This window comes from Streptomyces scabichelini, from assembly GCF_011045015.1.
In the GTDB taxonomy this organism is placed as follows: Bacteria; Actinomycetota; Actinomycetes; order Streptomycetales; family Streptomycetaceae; genus Streptomyces; species Streptomyces scabichelini.
The window spans coordinates 1-16619 of sequence record NZ_JAAKZY010000219.1 but is presented as its reverse complement, the minus strand read 5'-3'; the positions used below and the strand labels follow the sequence as shown (position 1 = coordinate 16619).

The 16619-nt window shown below is 70.1% G+C and carries 14 protein-coding genes; all 14 read left to right on the top strand.

Annotated elements, in window-relative coordinates; translation table 11 throughout:
• Window positions 1-74 precede the first annotated feature (74 nt).
• A complete protein-coding gene (gene hisI / locus G5C60_RS41500; RefSeq protein ID WP_165267767.1) occupies window positions 75-443 on the top strand; it encodes a phosphoribosyl-AMP cyclohydrolase in 369 nt (122 codons plus the stop codon).
• An 11-nt stretch (window positions 444-454) separates the two neighbouring features.
• A complete protein-coding gene (locus tag G5C60_RS41495; RefSeq protein ID WP_165267763.1) occupies window positions 455-1969 on the top strand; it encodes an anthranilate synthase component I in 1515 nt (504 codons plus the stop codon).
• Between the two features lie 52 nt (window positions 1970-2021).
• Entirely contained in the window at window positions 2022-2663 is a 642-nt protein-coding gene (locus G5C60_RS41490; protein WP_165267761.1) for a TIGR02234 family membrane protein, read from the top strand.
• Window positions 2664-2791: 128 nt separating this feature from the next.
• Window positions 2792-3058: an HGxxPAAW family protein gene (locus G5C60_RS41485; RefSeq protein ID WP_165267759.1), complete on the top strand. Its 267-nt coding sequence runs from the start codon at window positions 2792-2794 to the stop codon at window positions 3056-3058.
• A 134-nt stretch (window positions 3059-3192) separates the two neighbouring features.
• Window positions 3193-3636 carry a DUF2752 domain-containing protein gene (locus tag G5C60_RS41480; RefSeq protein WP_165267757.1) on the top strand — a complete coding sequence of 148 codons (444 nt, stop codon included), beginning with the start codon at window positions 3193-3195 and terminating at the stop codon, window positions 3634-3636.
• Between the two features lie 199 nt (window positions 3637-3835).
• Window positions 3836-4645 (top strand): indole-3-glycerol phosphate synthase TrpC, encoded by an 810-nt coding sequence (gene trpC / locus G5C60_RS41475; RefSeq protein ID WP_165267755.1) that lies wholly within the window; start codon window positions 3836-3838, stop codon window positions 4643-4645.
• 7 nt (window positions 4646-4652) lie between these two features.
• The gene (gene trpM, locus G5C60_RS41470; protein ID WP_165267753.1) at window positions 4653-4934 is read left to right on the top strand and encodes a tryptophan biosynthesis modulator TrpM; all 282 of its coding nucleotides are present in this window, start codon (window positions 4653-4655) and stop codon (window positions 4932-4934) included.
• Window positions 4935-5024: 90 nt separating this feature from the next.
• A complete protein-coding gene (trpB, locus tag G5C60_RS41465; protein ID WP_165267751.1) occupies window positions 5025-6311 on the top strand; it encodes a tryptophan synthase subunit beta in 1287 nt (428 codons plus the stop codon).
• Window positions 6308-7123, top strand: coding sequence for a tryptophan synthase subunit alpha (gene trpA / locus G5C60_RS41460; RefSeq protein ID WP_165267749.1), 816 nt, complete (start codon window positions 6308-6310; stop codon window positions 7121-7123). The genes trpB and trpA overlap by 4 nt, the downstream gene beginning before the upstream one ends.
• Window positions 7124-7245: 122 nt before the next feature.
• Entirely contained in the window at window positions 7246-8025 is a 780-nt protein-coding gene (locus G5C60_RS41455) for a thioredoxin domain-containing protein (RefSeq protein WP_165267747.1), read from the top strand.
• Window positions 8026-8126: 101 nt separating this feature from the next.
• Window positions 8127-9116 carry a prolipoprotein diacylglyceryl transferase gene (gene lgt / locus G5C60_RS41450; RefSeq protein ID WP_165267745.1) on the top strand — a complete coding sequence of 330 codons (990 nt, stop codon included), beginning with the start codon at window positions 8127-8129 and terminating at the stop codon, window positions 9114-9116.
• Between the two features lie 183 nt (window positions 9117-9299).
• Window positions 9300-10028: a VIT1/CCC1 transporter family protein gene (locus G5C60_RS41445; protein ID WP_165267743.1), complete on the top strand. Its 729-nt coding sequence runs from the start codon at window positions 9300-9302 to the stop codon at window positions 10026-10028.
• Window positions 10029-10398: 370 nt separating this feature from the next.
• Window positions 10399-14994, top strand: a complete 4596-nt coding sequence (gene gltB / locus G5C60_RS41440) for a glutamate synthase large subunit (RefSeq protein WP_165267765.1) — start codon at window positions 10399-10401, stop codon at window positions 14992-14994.
• Window positions 14987-16447: a glutamate synthase subunit beta gene (locus G5C60_RS41435; RefSeq protein WP_165267741.1), complete on the top strand. Its 1461-nt coding sequence runs from the start codon at window positions 14987-14989 to the stop codon at window positions 16445-16447. Before gltB ends, G5C60_RS41435 begins: the two co-directional genes overlap by 8 nt.
• The last annotated feature ends 172 nt before the right edge of the window (window positions 16448-16619 follow it).

Below are 16619 nucleotides of genomic sequence, written 5' to 3'. Positions count from 1 at the left end.
CCCGTCACCCGACCACCGCCCCTCATCGAGGCGCTTCGCGCCACGGTTCTCCATCCAGTCGCCTTGATCCCGCCATCGCCGCACGCCTGAAGCGCAGCGCCGACGGGCTCGTACCCGCGATCGCCCAGCAGTACGACACCGGAGAGGTGCTGATGCTGGGCTGGATGGACGACGAGGCGCTGCACCGCACGCTGACCACGGGCCGCTGCACCTACTGGTCGCGCAGCCGCGAGGAGTACTGGGTCAAGGGCGACACCTCCGGGCACGTCCAGTACGTCAAGTCCGTCGCCCTGGACTGCGACGCCGACGTCGTCCTGGTCAAGGTCGACCAGGTGGGCGCCGCCTGCCACACGGGCGAGCGCACCTGCTTCGACGCCGATGTCCTGATGGCCGACGGCCCGCTCGAGGACGCCGTGTCCGACGTACCGTCCCCAGGTCAGTAGGGTCAGCCGCCATGGACCTTGAGACGTTCCGCAAGCTGGCCACCGACCGGCGTGTCATCCCCGTCAGCCGCAAGCTCCTCGTGGACGGCGACACACCCGTCGCGCTCTACCGCAAGCTCGCCGCCGAGCGGCCCGGCACCTTCCTGCTGGAGTCCGCCGAGAACGGGCGCTCGTGGTCCCGCTATTCGTTCGTGGGTGTCCGAAGCCACGCGACCCTGACCGAGCGCGACGGCCAGGCGCACTGGCTCGGCTCGCCCCCGGTCGGCGTCCCCCTCGACGGCGACCCGCTCGCCGCCCTGCGCGCCACCGTCGAGGCGCTGCACACCCCGCACGACCTCGTCCACGACAGCGGACTGCCCCCGTTCACCGGCGGCATGGTCGGCTATCTCGGCTACGACATCGTGCGCCGCCTGGAGAAGATCGGCCCCGGCGAGCGCGACGACCTGAAACTTCCCGAGCTGACCATGCTGCTCACCAGCGACCTCGCGGTCCTCGACCACTGGGACGGCACGGTCCTGCTGATCGCCAACGCGATCAACCACAACGACCTCGACACGGGCGTCGACGAGGCCTACGCGGGCGCCGTCGCGCGCCTGGACGCCATGGAGGCGGACCTGTCGCGCGCGGTCTCCCAGCCCCCGGCCGCGCTCCCGCCCTCCGAGCTCCCCGAGTACACCGCTCTGTGGGGCGGCCCCGACTACCAGGACGCCGTCGAGGACATCAAGGAGCGCATCCGGGCCGGGGAGGCCTTCCAGGTCGTCCCGTCGCAGCGCTTCGAAACCCCTTGCACGGCAAGCGCGTTGGACGTCTACCGCGTGCTGCGGGCCACGAACCCGTCGCCGTACATGTACCTCTTCCGCTTCGACGGCTTCGACGTCGTGGGCTCCTCCCCGGAGGCCCTCGTCAAGGTCGAGGACGGTCACGCGATGGTGCACCCCATCGCCGGTACGCGGCCGCGCGGCGCCACCCCGCAGGAGGACCAGGCCCTCGCCGACGAACTCCTCGCCGACCCCAAGGAACGCGCCGAGCACCTGATGCTCGTCGACCTGGGACGCAACGACCTGGGCCGCGTCTGCGAACCGGGCTCCGTCGAGGTCGTCGACTTCATGTCCATCGAGCGGTACTCGCACGTCATGCACATCGTGTCGACGGTGACCGGCAAGGTCGCGGGAGGCCGTACGGCCTTCGACGTCCTGACCGCCTGCTTCCCCGCGGGCACCCTCTCCGGCGCCCCCAAGCCCCGCGCGATGCAGATCATCGACGAACTGGAGCCGAGCCGCCGCGGCGTGTACGGCGGCTGCGTCGGCTACCTCGACTTCGCGGGCGACTCCGACACCGCCATCGCCATCCGTACGGCCCTGCTGCGGGACGGCACGGCGTACGTGCAGGCCGGCGCCGGGGTCGTCGCCGACTCGAACCCCGTGGCGGAGGACGACGAGTGCCGCAACAAGGCGGCGGCGGTGCTGCGCGCGGTGCACACGGCGAACCGACTGGGCCGCCAGTCCGGGCGCCAGTCCGGTCAGTAGGACGCGTGTCACGTGACCCCCGGGTGACGGTTCGCCCGGGGTTCAGGCGATAGTGGGGTTTGTGACTGCTGTACCTCACCCCCGATACGAAGCCTCCGGACCCGCCCGGTCCGGCCGCCGAAGCCTCGCCGTGGCCCTGCTCTGCGGCGCGCTCGGCGCGGCCGTGGCGCTGCTCGCCTCGCGGCAGGGCTGGTCGGAGGGCACCGCGACGGTGGCCGGCGGCGACTTCCCGCTGAGTGCCACGGGCAGCGACGTCACGGGCGTGCCCGCGTCGCTGGCCATAGTGGGCCTCGCCGCCCTGGTCGCCGTCTTCGCCGTACGCCGTGCCGGCCGCTTCCTGGTCGCCGGGCTCCTCGCGCTCTCCGGCGCGGGCACCGTGGCCGCGGCCCTCCTCGGCGCCTCCGACAGCTCCGCGCTCGACGACAAGGCCGCGCAGGCCTCCGGCGACACCGCGGCGACCGTCGACTCCATGAGCCACACCGTCTGGCCGTACGTCGCCGCGGCGGGCGGTCTGCTGCTCCTGCTCGCGGGCCTGCTGGCGCTGCGGTACGGACGCCTGTGGCCTGCCATGTCGGGCCGGTACGAGCGGGACGGCACCCCCCGGCCCCGCAAGGCCAGGCCCGCCGCGGACCCGGACCGGCCCGAGGAGATGTGGAAGGCGCTGGACCGGGGCGAGGACCCGACCGGAGCGTAGCCCTCCGGGGTGCGGACAGGCGCCTGAAGCAGGACCCCCGCTCACGGCGTACGCGTGCGTACGGGACAATGGTCTTGAGCGTCCGACTCACCACACAGGCACACACAATCAGCAACGAGGAGCAAGTCATGGCGGGCAACCACCACGGTCACACCCCGGCCGCCTGGACCGGTGTCATCATCGCCTTCATCGGTTTCTGCGTCTCGGGTGCCTTCATGGTGCTGGCCAACCCGCTGGGCTTCTGGGCCGGTCTGGTCATCGTCGCCCTCGGCGGTGTGGTCGGCATGGCCATGAGCGCGGCGGGCCTCGGCCAGCCGAAGTCCACCCACCCGGCCCACGAGGTGGCCTCCGCCGAGGAGGAGACGACCTCCGACAAGCGGGTCGCCTCCGCCTAGAGCTGATCCTCCCCCACTCTCGGCTTCGCTCGAGCGGGGGGACCCCCACCGCGTCGACGCGTCGAGGGAGGCGGCCCCGGCTTCCAGCCCGGGGCCGCCTTTTTCTGTGCACTTTTTCCCGTGCGCGAGGCAGAATGCGTCGGGTGGACACCGAAACGCAGAGGGTGACGTCCCCTCCCGGATCAGTGGTACGGCGGCTCGCCGTGCCCGGCGGTGTACTCGCGGCCGTCGCCGGGGCCTTCGCGTACGTCGCCGCCGTCGATCCGAACGAGCCCGGGCACTACCCCGCCTGTCCGCTGCTCCAGTACACCGGCGTGTACTGCCCCGGCTGCGGCGGACTGCGCAGCGCGCACGCCTTCGTGCACGGGGACTTCGCGGCGGCGCTCGGGGCCAACGCGCTCGCGGTCGCCGGCTACTTCGTGTTCGCGGTGGTGTGGACCGTCTGGGCGGTCCGCTCGGTCCGGGGGCGCCCGCTCCGCATCGATCTGGGTCGCGTCCAGCTGTGGGGCCTCGGCGCGTTGCTCCTGGTCTTCACCGTTGTCCGGAACCTGCCGTTCGGTGGCTGGCTCCACCCTTGATCAACTGGTGAATGTCCAGGTAGTGGGACCGGAGTCAACCGGATGCGAGGGCTACGCCCTCCTGCGGATACCATCGCAGTGACCATCGGTTTCGTCTGATGCGGTCGGAACCGCAGAACACTGCACGACTGCTCGACTGCGCGGCTGCTCAACGGATCAACCGCTTCAACCGTCCACCGTCAGGAAGGGGGCCGCTCGCGTGAGTGTGCTCGACGAGATCATCGACGGAGTCCGTGCCGACCTCGCGGAGCGGCAGGCGCGCGTCAGCCTCGACGAGCTCAAGGAGCGTGCGGCGAAGGCTCCGGCGGCCAAGGACGGCGTGGCCGCCCTGCGCGGTGACGGCGTCAAGGTCATCTGCGAGGTGAAGCGGTCCAGCCCGTCCAAGGGCGCGCTCGCCGCGATCGCCGACCCGGCGGGTCTTGCGGCGGACTACGAGGCGGGCGGCGCGGCGGTGATCTCGGTGCTGACCGAGCAGCGCCGCTTCGGCGGTTCGCTGGCCGACCTGGAGGCGGTCCGCGCCCGCGTGGACATCCCGGTGCTGCGCAAGGACTTCATCGTCACGTCGTACCAGCTGTGGGAGGCCCGGGCGTACGGCGCCGATCTGGCCCTGCTGATCGTCGCGGCCCTCGACCAGCCCGCCCTGGAGTCCCTCATCGAGCGCGCCGAGTCCATCGGGCTCACGCCGCTCGTCGAGGTGCACGACGAGGACGAGGTCGAGCGGGCGGTGGACGCCGGAGCGAAGGTCATCGGCGTCAACGCGCGTGACCTGAAGACGCTGAAGGTCGACCGTGCGACGTTCGACCGCGTCGCCCCCGAGGTCCCGGACAGCATCGTCAAGGTCGCCGAGTCCGGTGTCCGCGGCCCCCATGACCTCATCGCCTACGCCAACGCCGGAGCCGACGCGGTACTGGTCGGCGAGTCGCTGGTCACCGGCCGCGACCCGAAGGCGGCGGTCTCCGACCTGGTCGCCGCGGGCGCACACCCCGCGCTGCGGCACGGACGGAGCTGACCTTCGGATGTACGCCGACCGCACCCTCGCCACCACCCGTCCGGGCTCCCGCCCCGACGGTGGTCCGGCGTGCGTACGGTCGGCCGCCGCGGCTCCCTCGGCGCCGCGCGACCCCTACGCCCGCCTCGCCCGTGGCTGCCGCCCGCGCGGCTGCCGTGCGCCCGCCCGGCGGGTGCACGGGCGCCGGGTTCGCTACGTCATCGGCGACGAGCCCGGCCAGGTCAACGGGATGCGATGGCGTCGGCGCCCGCGCGCCTTCGCCGCCGGTGGGGCTCCGCTCGAGTCGTGACTCGGCGGGCACCTCTGACGGCGCACGCGCGCACACCGTGACCGTCATCCGAATCTGTGACCGGGGCCCACGCCCCTGCGAGGTAACCGCATGCCCAGCGAGTTCTTCATCCCTGACCCGGAGGGTCAGATTCCCAGTGCCGAGGGGTACTTCGGCGTGTTCGGCGGCAAGTTCATCCCGGAGGCGCTCGTCGCCGCCGTGGACGAGGTCGCCGTGGAGTACGACAAGGCGAAGGCCGACCCCGAGTTCGCGCGTGAACTCGACGATCTGCTCGTCAACTACACCGGTCGGCCCAGTGCGCTGACCGAGGTGTCCCGCTTCGCCGAGCACGCCGGCGGCGCCCGGATCTTCCTCAAGCGGGAGGACCTGAACCACACCGGCTCGCACAAGATCAACAACGTGCTCGGCCAGGCCCTGCTCACCAAGCGCATGGGCAAGACCCGCGTCATCGCCGAGACCGGAGCCGGCCAGCACGGCGTCGCGACCGCCACCGCCTGCGCCCTCTTCGGCCTCGAGTGCACCATCTACATGGGCGAGATCGACACCAAGAGGCAGGCCCTCAACGTCGCCCGCATGCGCATGCTCGGCGCCGAGGTCATCGCCGTGAAGTCCGGCAGCCGCACCCTCAAGGACGCCATCAACGAGGCGTTCCGCGACTGGGTCGCCAACGTCGAGCACACTCACTACCTGTTCGGGACCGTCGCCGGGCCGCACCCGTTCCCGGCCATGGTCCGCGACTTCCACCGCGTCATCGGCGTCGAGGCCCGGCGGCAGCTCCTGGAGCGTGCCGGACGCCTCCCCGACGCCGCCATCGCCTGCGTCGGCGGCGGCTCGAACGCCATCGGCCTCTTCCACGCCTTCATCCCGGACACGGCCGTACGCCTCATCGGCTGCGAGCCGGCCGGCCACGGCGTCGAGACCGGCGAGCACGCGGCCACCCTCACCGCCGGTGAGCCGGGCATCCTGCACGGTTCGAGGAGTTACGTCCTCCAGGACGAGGAAGGCCAGATCACCGAGCCGTACTCGATCTCGGCCGGCCTCGACTACCCGGGCATCGGCCCCGAGCACTCCTACCTCAAGGACAGCGGCCGCGGCGAATACCGGGCCGTCACCGACGACGCGGCCATGCAGGCCCTGCACCTGCTGTCCCGCACGGAGGGCATCATCCCGGCCATCGAGAGCGCCCACGCGCTCGCGGGCGCTCTGGATGTGGGCAAGGAACTGGGCAAGGACGGGCTGATCATCGTCAACCTGTCCGGGCGCGGCGACAAGGACATGGACACGGCCGCCCGCTACTTCGGCCTGTACGACACGGACGCGGCGGTCGCCGCGGACGCCGACAGCGACACCGCCGAGATCGAGGGGGACGCCAAGTGAGCGGCAACATCCAGCTGTTGAGCGACACCCTCGCCGCGGCCAAGGCAGAGGGCCGGTCCGCCCTCATCGCGTACCTGCCGGCCGGCTTCCCGACCGTCGACGGCGGGATCGACGCCATCAAGGCCGTCTTCGACGGAGGCGCCGACGTCGTCGAGGTCGGGCTGCCGCACAGCGACCCCGTCCTCGACGGCCCGGTCATCCAGACCGCCGACGACATCGCGCTGCGCGGCGGAGTCAAGATCGCGGACGTGATGCGCACGGTCCGCGAGGCGTACGAGGCGACCGGGAAGCCGGTGCTCATCATGACGTACTGGAATCCGATCGACCGCTACGGCGTCGAGCGCTTCACCGCCGAGCTGGCGGAGGCGGGCGGCGCCGGGTGCATCCTGCCCGACCTCCCGGTGCAGGAGTCCGCGCTGTGGAGGGAGCACGCCGAGAAGCACCACCTCGCGACCGTCTTCGTCGTCGCGCCCAGCAGCAAGGACGCCCGGCTCGCCCAGATCACCGCGGCGGGCTCCGGATTCGTGTACGCGGCCTCCCTGATGGGCGTCACGGGCACCCGCGAGTCGGTGGGCGCGCAGGCGCAGGACCTCGTCCGGCGCACCAAGGCCACCACGGACCTGCCGGTCTGTGTCGGGCTCGGCGTCTCGAACGCCGAACAGGCCGCCGAGGTCGCCGGTTTCGCCGACGGCGTCATCGTCGGCTCGGCCTTCGTGAAGCGCATGCTGGACGCGCCGGACGAGGCGGCGGCCCTGGAGGCCGTACGCACGCTTGCCTCGGACCTCGCGAAGGGCGTCCGCGGGGCGGTGTGACAGGCGGTCTGTTCAGGTACGTGCCAGTTCGTTCAGGTACGTAAGGGACAATCCGCTCACTCGAACGGGTGGACCTGGGACCGGGGAGGCGCGCTGTGCCTCCCCGGTTCGTTCTGCCGGACGTGAGCGAGAAGAACCGTGAGGCAAAGCGCACCGCCCGCGAGCGGCTGGCGATCGAGCGAGAGAAGCAGAAGGCCGGAGAGAAGCGCCGCAGAGCGCTGATCGTGGGCTTCGCCGTCATCTGCGTACTGGCCCTGGCAGGGGTGATCGGCGTACTGGCGGCGAACGCCGACAAGGACACATCGGATACGGCGGGGCCGGTCACGTCGCCCTCGGGGGCGAACGGCGACGACAGACCCGCCATCCCCGTCGGCAAGGAGAGCGCCAGGTCGACCCTCACCGTGTGGGAGGACTTCCGCTGCCCGGCCTGCAAGAGCTTCGAGGACGCGTATCGCACGACGATCCACGCGCTGACGAACTCCGGACAGCTGAAGGTCGAGTACCACCTCGCCACGCTGATCGACGGGAACATGGGCGGCAGTGGCTCCCTGCGTGCCGCCAACGCCGCGGCGTGCGCCCAGAACTCCGGGAAGTTCACCGAGTACCACGACGTGCTGTTCAAGAACCAGCCCCCGGAGACGGACGACAACTTCGCGGAGAACACCAGGCTCATCGAGCTGGCGCGCACGGTCGACGGACTCGACACCCCCACGTTCCGGAAGTGCGTCGAGGGCGGCACGCACGACAGCTGGGTCGCCAAGTCCAACAAGGCCTTCCAGAGCGGCGGCTTCCAGGGCACGCCGACCGTGCTGCTCAACGGCAAGAACATCTACCAGGACCGGGCGATGACCCCGGCGAAGCTGAAGCAGATGGTCCAGGAGGCGGCCAAGGCCAAGGGGTAGCACCGCCGCGAGCCAGGACCCGTGTCCCGTGGCTCGTTATGGAGCCGTAGCCCGGGCGGGTTGCCGCGCTTCCCGCCCGGCAGGGTAGCGTCGTCCCTGCCATGGAACTTGCCTATATCCCCAGCCCGTCGCGCGGTGTGGTTGAGCTCGGCCCCATTCCGCTGCGCGGCTACGCGTTCTGCATCATCGCCGGCGTCTTTCTGGCCGTCTGGCTCGGAAACAAACGGTGGATCGCCCGCGGAGGCCGGCCCGGCACCGTGGCCGACATCGCCGTGTGGGCGGTGCCGTTCGGTCTCGTCGGCGGACGGCTGTATCACGTCATCACGGACTACCAGCTGTACTTCAGCGAGGGCGAGAACTGGGTCAACGCCTTCAAGATCTGGGAGGGCGGCCTCGGGATCTGGGGCGCCATCGCGATGGGCGGGCTCGGGGCCTGGATCGGGTGCCGTCGGCGCGGGATTCCGTTGCCCGCGTGGGCCGACGCCCTCGCGCCGGGCATCGCCCTCGCGCAGGCAGTGGGTCGCTGGGGCAACTGGTTCAACCAGGAGCTGTACGGGCGGGCCACGGATCTGCCCTGGGCGCTGAAGATCACGTCCTCGGACGACGGGCGCATTCCTGGCACGTACCACCCGATGTTCCTCTACGAGTCGCTGTGGTGCATCGGCGTCGCGCTGCTCGTGATCTGGGCCGACCGGCGCTTCAAGCTCGGGCACGGGCGGGCGTTCGCGCTGTACGTCGCCGCGTACTGCGTAGGCCGGTTCTGGATCGAGTACATGCGCATCGACGAGGCCCACGAGTTCCTCGGGCTGCGCCTGAACAACTGGACCGCGATGGTGGTCTTCGTCCTCGCCGTCATCTACTTCGTCCTGTCGGCCAAGCGGCGGCCGGGACGGGAAGAGGTCGTCGAGCCCGGCGCCCCCGACGGTTCGGAGGACGACACCGACGCCTCCGGCAAGGAGACCGAAGCGGAGCCCAAGGAAGAGCCCAAGGAATCCAAGGAGGAGTCCAAAGAGCTCAAGTCCTCCGCATCCTCGGCATCCTCGGCCTCTTCCGACACGAAGGACGAGGCCGAGTCGGCCAAGAAGACCTGACGTCGGCTTGTACGTCGAAGGGGGCGCCCCAAGGTTCGGGGCGCCCCCTTCGTGTGTTCGGTGAAGGAGCAAAAGCGCAGGTAAGTACGGCCTTCCTTGCTGGCGGGGGCGAAATTCGAGGCGTACTTTGGGTGTTGTCGAAAAGTGGAATCAATCCAATCGAAGCTCCCTGGGGGACCGGCCGTGGCCATCATCGAGACCGAAGCGAGCCTGCACGGCGCGCACCGTGACAACCACACCCACCGGGACGTCACCGGTGGCTGGCTGCGCCCCGCGGTCTTCGGTGCGATGGACGGTCTCGTCTCCAATCTGGCGCTGATGACCGGTGTGGCGGGAGGGGCCGTGTCCCACCAGACCGTCGTCCTCACCGGCCTCGCGGGCCTGGCCGCCGGCGCCTTCTCCATGGCCGCGGGCGAGTACACCTCCGTAGCCTCGCAGCGCGAACTCGTCGAGGCCGAACTCGACGTGGAGCGAAGGGAGTTGCGCAAGTACCCCAAGGACGAGGAGCGCGAGCTGGCCGAGCTGTACGAACGCCGGGGCGTCACCCCCGGGCTCGCCCGCGAGGTGGCCAGGCAGCTGTCGAAGGATCCCGAGCAGGCGCTAGAGATCCATGCGCGTGAGGAGCTGGGCATCGACCCCGGCGACCTGCCCTCGCCGACCGTCGCGGCGGCCTCCTCCTTCGGCTCGTTCGCCCTGGGCGCCCTGCTGCCCGTACTCCCGTATCTGCTGGGCGCGACCGCGCTCTGGCCGGCGGTGCTGCTGGCGCTGCTCGGGCTCTTCGCCTGCGGGGCGGTCGTGGCCAGGGTGACCGCGCGGACCTGGTGGTACAGCGGGCTGCGGCAGCTCGCGCTCGGTGGGGCCGCGGCGGGTGTGACGTACGCCCTGGGCAGTCTGTTCGGTGCGGCCGTATGATGGATCGGCTGAGGGTTCTATGCAAGGGACTGCATAAGTAGCTGTTACTCGGCGGTTTCGATTCCTTAACCACTGGGCATGAGCCGTAAGCGCTGCGGGCAATGAAGCCTGCTCCGCACCCAGCGTGGTGGGCGACGTTGCCCGCTTCGTAACCGGGCCGACGGGCAGGATCTGTCCCCGTAGGCCCCCTTATTTCACCGCCACGAGCGGTACTCCCACCGCGACCTGCGGTGTCCGCATGTTGGAACGCGGTATCCGGTTCCCGAGAACCGCTCCATCATGTAACCTGCACGAAATTTTGATCTCAGCAGAGGGCCAACGTCGTCCCTCGGCAATCTGCATATGCCACATGACGACGACGGGAGAGCCGATGCGTACGCCGCGCCAGCCGTCCCAGCATTCCGCGAATGGCCAGAACTGGTCCTTCATGGATGCTCGCCCTGCTGCGCAGGGTATGTACGACCCCCGCAACGAGCACGACGCCTGTGGCGTCGGCTTCGTGGCGACCCTCACCGGCGAGGCGAGCCACGCGCTGGTCGAGCAGGCGCTCACGGTTCTGCGCAACCTGGAGCACCGCGGTGCCACCGGCTCCGAGCCCGACTCGGGTGACGGCGCGGGCATCCTGTCCCAGGTGCCGGACGCCTTCTTCCGTGAGGTGGCCGGATTCGAGCTGCCCGAGGCCGGTGCGTATGCCGTCGGTATCGCCTTCCTGCCGGAGGGCGGGAACGAGGACGCCGTCTCGCGGATCGACGCGATCGCCGCGGACGAGGGCCTGACCGTCCTCGGCTGGCGCGACGTCCCGGTCGCCCCCGAACTCCTCGGCGCCACCGCCCGCTCCACGATGCCCGCCTTCCGCCAGATCTTCGTGACCGACGGCGCCAGCAGCGGCATCGACCTCGACCGCAAGGCGTTCGTGCTGCGCAAGCGCGCCGAGCGCGAGGCCGACGTGTACTTCCCGTCGCTCTCCGCCCGCACCATCGTCTACAAGGGCATGCTGACCACCGGCCAGCTGGAGCCCTTCTTCCCGGACCTGTCCGACCGCCGCTTCGCCTCCGCGATCGCGCTCGTGCACTCCCGGTTCTCCACGAACACCTTCCCGAGCTGGCCGCTCGCCCACCCGTACCGCTTCGTCGCGCACAACGGCGAGATCAACACGGTGATGGGCAACCGCAACTGGATGCGCGCCCGTGAGTCGCAGCTGGTCTCCGACCTCTTCGGCGGCCAGGAGAAGCTGGACCGGATCTTCCCGATCTGTACGCCGGAGGCGTCCGACTCCGCGTCCTTCGACGAGGTGCTCGAACTCCTGCACCTGGGCGGCCGTTCGCTGCCGCACTCCGTGCTGATGATGATCCCGGAGGCGTGGGAGAACCACGACTCCATGGACCCGGACCGGCGCGCCTTCTACCAGTTCCACGCCACGATGATGGAGCCCTGGGACGGCCCGGCCTGTGTCACCTTCACCGACGGCACCCAGGTCGGCGCGGTCCTCGACCGCAACGGCCTGCGTCCCGGCCGTTACTGGGTCACCGACGACGGCCTCGTCGTCCTCGGCTCCGAGGTCGGCGTCCTCGACATCGACCCGGCGAAGGTCGTCCGCAAGGGCCGTCTGCAGCCCGGCCGGATGTTCCTCGTGGACACCGCCGAGCACCGCATCATCGAGGACGACGAGATCAAGGCCGAGCTCGCCGCCGAGAAGCCGTACGCGGACTGGCTGGAAGCCGGCGAGATCGAGCTCTCCGACCTGCCCGAGCGCGAGCACATCGTGCACACCCACGCCTCGGTCACCCGCCGCCAGCAGACCTTCGGCTACACCGAGGAGGAGCTGCGCGTCATCCTCGCGCCGATGGCCAAGACCGCCGGTGAGCCGCTGGGCTCCATGGGCACGGACTCGCCGATCGCGGCGCTGTCCGAGCGCCCGCGGCTGCTCTTCGACTACTTCACCCAGCTGTTCGCGCAGGTCACCAACCCGCCGCTGGACGCGATCCGCGAGGAGCTCGTCACCTCCCTGCGCTCGTCCCTCGGTCCCGCGGGCAACCTCCTCGAGCCGACGGCCGCTTCGTGCCGCTCGGTCACCCTGCCCTTCCCGGTGATCGACAACGACGAGCTGGCCAAGCTCATCCACATCAACGCCGACGGCGACATGCCGGGCATGAAGGCCGCGACGCTGTCGGGTCTCTACCGGGTCGGCGGTGGCGGCGACGCCCTCGCGGCCCGTATCGAGGAGATCTGCACCGAGGCCGACGCCGCCATAGAGAACGGCGCCCGCCTGATCGTCCTCTCGGACCGGCACTCCGACGCCGAGCACGCGCCGATCCCGTCGCTGCTGCTCACCGCGGCCGTCCACCACCACCTCATCCGTACGAAGCAGCGCACCCAGGTGGGCCTGCTCGTCGAGGCCGGTGACGTCCGCGAGGTCCACCACGTCGCCCTGCTCATCGGCTACGGTGCCGCGGCCGTGAACCCGTACCTGGCGATGGAGTCCGTCGAGGACCTCGTCCGCGCAGGGACGTTCCTGCCCGGCATCGAGCCCGAGCAGGCCATCCGCAACCTGATATACGCCCTCGGCAAGGGCGTCCTGAAGGTCATGTCCAAGATGGGCATCTCGACCGTCGCCTCCTACCGCGGCGCCCAGGTCTTCGAGGCCGTCGGCCTCGACCAGGCCTTCGTCGAGAAGTACTTCAACGGCACCGCCACCAAGATCGGCGGCGTCGGCATCGACGTCATCGCCAAGGAGGTCGCCGCCCGCCACGCGAAGGCGTACCCGGCGAGCGGCATCGCGCCCGCGCACCGTGCCCTCGACATAGGCGGCGAGTACCAGTGGCGCCGCGAGGGCGAGCCGCACCTGTTCGACCCGGAGACGGTGTTCCGCCTCCAGCACTCGACGCGCAGCGGCAGCTACGACATCTTCAAGAAGTACACGGACCGCGTGAACGAGCAGTCCGAGCGGCTGATGACCCTGCGCGGCCTGTTCGGCTTCAAGTCGGACCGCGAGCCGATCTCCATCGACGAGGTCGAGCCGGCGAGCGAGATCGTCAAGCGCTTCTCCACCGGCGCCATGTCGTACGGCTCCATCTCGAAGGAAGCGCACGAGACACTCGCCATCGCGATGAACCAGCTGGGCGGCAAGTCCAACACCGGTGAGGGCGGCGAGGACGCGGACCGGCTGTACGACCCGGCGCGCCGTTCGTCGATCAAGCAGGTCGCCTCCGGCCGCTTCGGTGTCACGTCCGAGTACCTGGTCAACGCCGACGACATCCAGATCAAGATGGCTCAGGGCGCCAAGCCCGGCGAGGGCGGCCAGCTGCCCGGCCACAAGGTCTACCCGTGGGTGGCCAAGACCCGTCACTCCACGCCGGGTGTCGGCCTGATCTCCCCGCCGCCGCACCACGACATCTACTCCATCGAGGACCTGGCCCAGCTGATCCACGACCTGAAGAACGCGAACCCGCAGGCGCGGATTCACGTGAAGCTGGTCTCGGAGGTCGGCGTCGGCACGGTCGCTGCGGGTGTCTCCAAGGCTCACGCGGACGTCGTACTGATCTCGGGTCACGACGGTGGTACGGGTGCTTCTCCCCTTACGTCTCTGAAGCACGCCGGTGGTCCCTGGGAGCTCGGCCTCGCCGAGACCCAGCAGACACTGCTGCTCAACGGCCTGCGGGACCGGATCGTCGTCCAGACGGACGGTCAGCTGAAGACCGGCCGTGACGTCGTCATCGCCGCGCTGCTCGGCGCCGAGGAGTTCGGTTTCGCGACCGCGCCGCTCGTCGTCTCCGGCTGCGTCATGATGCGCGTCTGCCACCTCGACACCTGCCCGGTCGGCATTGCCACGCAGAACCCGACCCTGCGGGACCGGTTCACCGGCAAGGCCGAGTACGTCGTGAACTTCTTCCAGTTCATCGCCGAGGAGGTCCGCGAGATCCTCGCCGAGCTGGGCTTCCGCTCCATCGAGGAGGCCGTCGGCCACGCCGAGACGCTCGACGTCGCCCGTGCCATCGACCACTGGAAGGCGCAGGGCCTGGACCTGGAGCCGCTGTTCCACGTGCCCGAGCTGTCCGAGGGCGCGGTGCGCCACCAGGTCATCGCGCAGGACCACGGCCTGGAGAAGGCGCTCGACAACGAGCTGATCAAGCTCTCCGCCGACGCCCTGGCCGCGTCCAGCGCGACCGACGCCCAGCCGGTCCGCGCCCAGGTCGCGATCCGCAACATCAACCGCACGGTCGGCACCATGCTCGGCCATGAGGTGACGAAGAAGTTCGGTGGCGCGGGCCTGCCCGACGACACCATCGACATCACCTTCACCGGTTCCGCGGGCCAGTCCTTCGGCGCCTTCCTGCCGCGCGGTGTCACGCTGCGCCTGGAGGGCGACGCCAACGACTACGTCGGCAAGGGCCTGTCCGGCGGCCGGGTGATCGTCCGTCCCGACCGGGGCGCCGACCACCTCGCCGAGTTCTCGACGATCGCGGGCAACACCATCGCGTACGGCGCGACCGGCGGCGAGCTGTTCCTCCGGGGCCGTACGGGCGAGCGCTTCTGCGTCCGCAACTCCGGCGCGACGGTCGTGTCCGAGGGCGTGGGCGACCACGGCTGCGAGTACATGACCGGCGGTCACGCGGTCGTCCTCGGCGAGACGGGCCGCAACTTCGCGGCCGGTATGTCGGGCGGCATCGCGTACGTGATCGACCTGAACCGCGACAACGTGAACGTCGGCAACGTCGGTGCCATCGAGAAGCTGGACGACACCGACAAGCAGTGGCTGCACGACGTGGTGCGCCGGCACGCGGAGGAGACCGGCTCCACCGTCGCCCGGAAGCTCCTCGCCGAGTGGTCCGAGGCGGTGGACCGCTTCAGCAAGATCATCCCCAGTACGTACAAGGCAGTGCTCGCCGCCAAGGACGCCGCCGAGCGGGCCGGTCTCTCCGAGACCGAGATCACCGAGAAGATGATGGAGGCGGCGATCAATGGCTGACCCCAAGGGCTTTCTGAACCACGGCCGCGAGGTCGCCAAGACCCGTCCGGTGCAAGAGCGCGTCAAGGACTGGAACGAGGTCTACGTCCCGGGCTCGCTGCTGCCGATCATCTCCAAGCAGGCCTCGCGCTGCATGGACTGCGGCATCCCCTTCTGTCACAACGGCTGTCCGCTGGGGAACCTCATCCCCGAGTGGAACGACTACGCGTACCGCGAGGACTGGTCCGCCGCGTCGGAGCGGCTGCACGCCACGAACAACTTCCCGGAGTTCACGGGCCGTCTGTGCCCCGCCCCGTGCGAGTCGGCGTGCGTGCTCGGCATCAACCAGCCCGCCGTGACCATCAAGAACGTCGAGGTCTCGATCATCGACAAGGCGTGGGACAGCGGTGATGTCGCGCCGCAGATTCCGGAGCGCCTGTCCGGCAAGACGGTCGCGGTCATCGGCTCGGGCCCGGCCGGCCTGGCCGCCGCGCAGCAGCTCACGCGCGCCGGTCACACGGTCGCGGTGTACGAGCGGGCGGACCGTATCGGCGGCCTCCTCCGGTACGGCATCCCCGAGTTCAAGATGGAGAAGCGGCACATCAACCGGCGTATCGAGCAGATGCGCGCGGAGGGTACCCGCTTCCGTACGGGGATCGAGATCGGCCGCGACATGAAGGCGACGGACCTGCGCAAGCGGTACGACGCCGTGGTCATCGCGGCCGGTGCGACTGTCTCGCGTGACCTTCCTGTCCCCGGGCGTGAGCTGAACGGCATCCACTTCGCGATGGAGTACCTGCCGCTGGCCAACAAGGTGCAGGAGGGCGACTACGTGGCGCCTCCGATCACCGCCGAGGGCAAGCACGTCGTGGTCATCGGTGGCGGCGACACGGGCGCGGACTGCGTGGGCACGGCCCACCGTCAGGGCGCGGCCTCCGTCACGCAGCTGGAGATCATGCCCCGTCCGGGTGAGGAGCGGAGCGCCGGCCAGCCCTGGCCGACCTTCCCCATGCTCTACAAGGTCACCTCCGCGCACGAGGAGGGCGGTGAGCGGATCTACTCCGTGTCCACCACCCACTTCGAGGGCGACGAGGACGGCAACGTGCAGTGGCTGCACCTCATCGAGGTCGAGTTCATCGACGGCAAGCTGACGCAGAAGCCGGGTACGGAGCGCAAGATCCCGGCGCAGCTGGTCACCCTGGCGATGGGCTTCACCGGCACCGACCAGGAGAACGGGCTGGTCTCGCAGTTCGGCCTGGAGCTCGACGCGCGCGGCAACGTCGCCCGTGACGCGGACTTCGCGACCAACGTCCCCGGCGTCTACGTCGCCGGTGACGCCGGCCGCGGTCAGTCCCTCATCGTGTGGGCCATCGCGGAGGGCCGTTCGGCCGCCCGTGGGGTCGACCGCTTCCTCACGGGCGCGAGCGACCTGCCGTCCCCGATCCGCCCGACGGACCGCTCGCTGATGGTCTGACGGCGCCCACCAGACGTCCCGTACAAAGGCGTACGGAACACGCGACGCCCGCCCTTTGTCCCCGACCGGACGCTGGGCGGGCGTTGTGGTGTTCCGCCCCCGCCGCCCTTACCCGTCCCATCCCGGGGCCGGCCCCGGGATGGGACGGGTAAGGGCGGCGGGGGCGGAACAC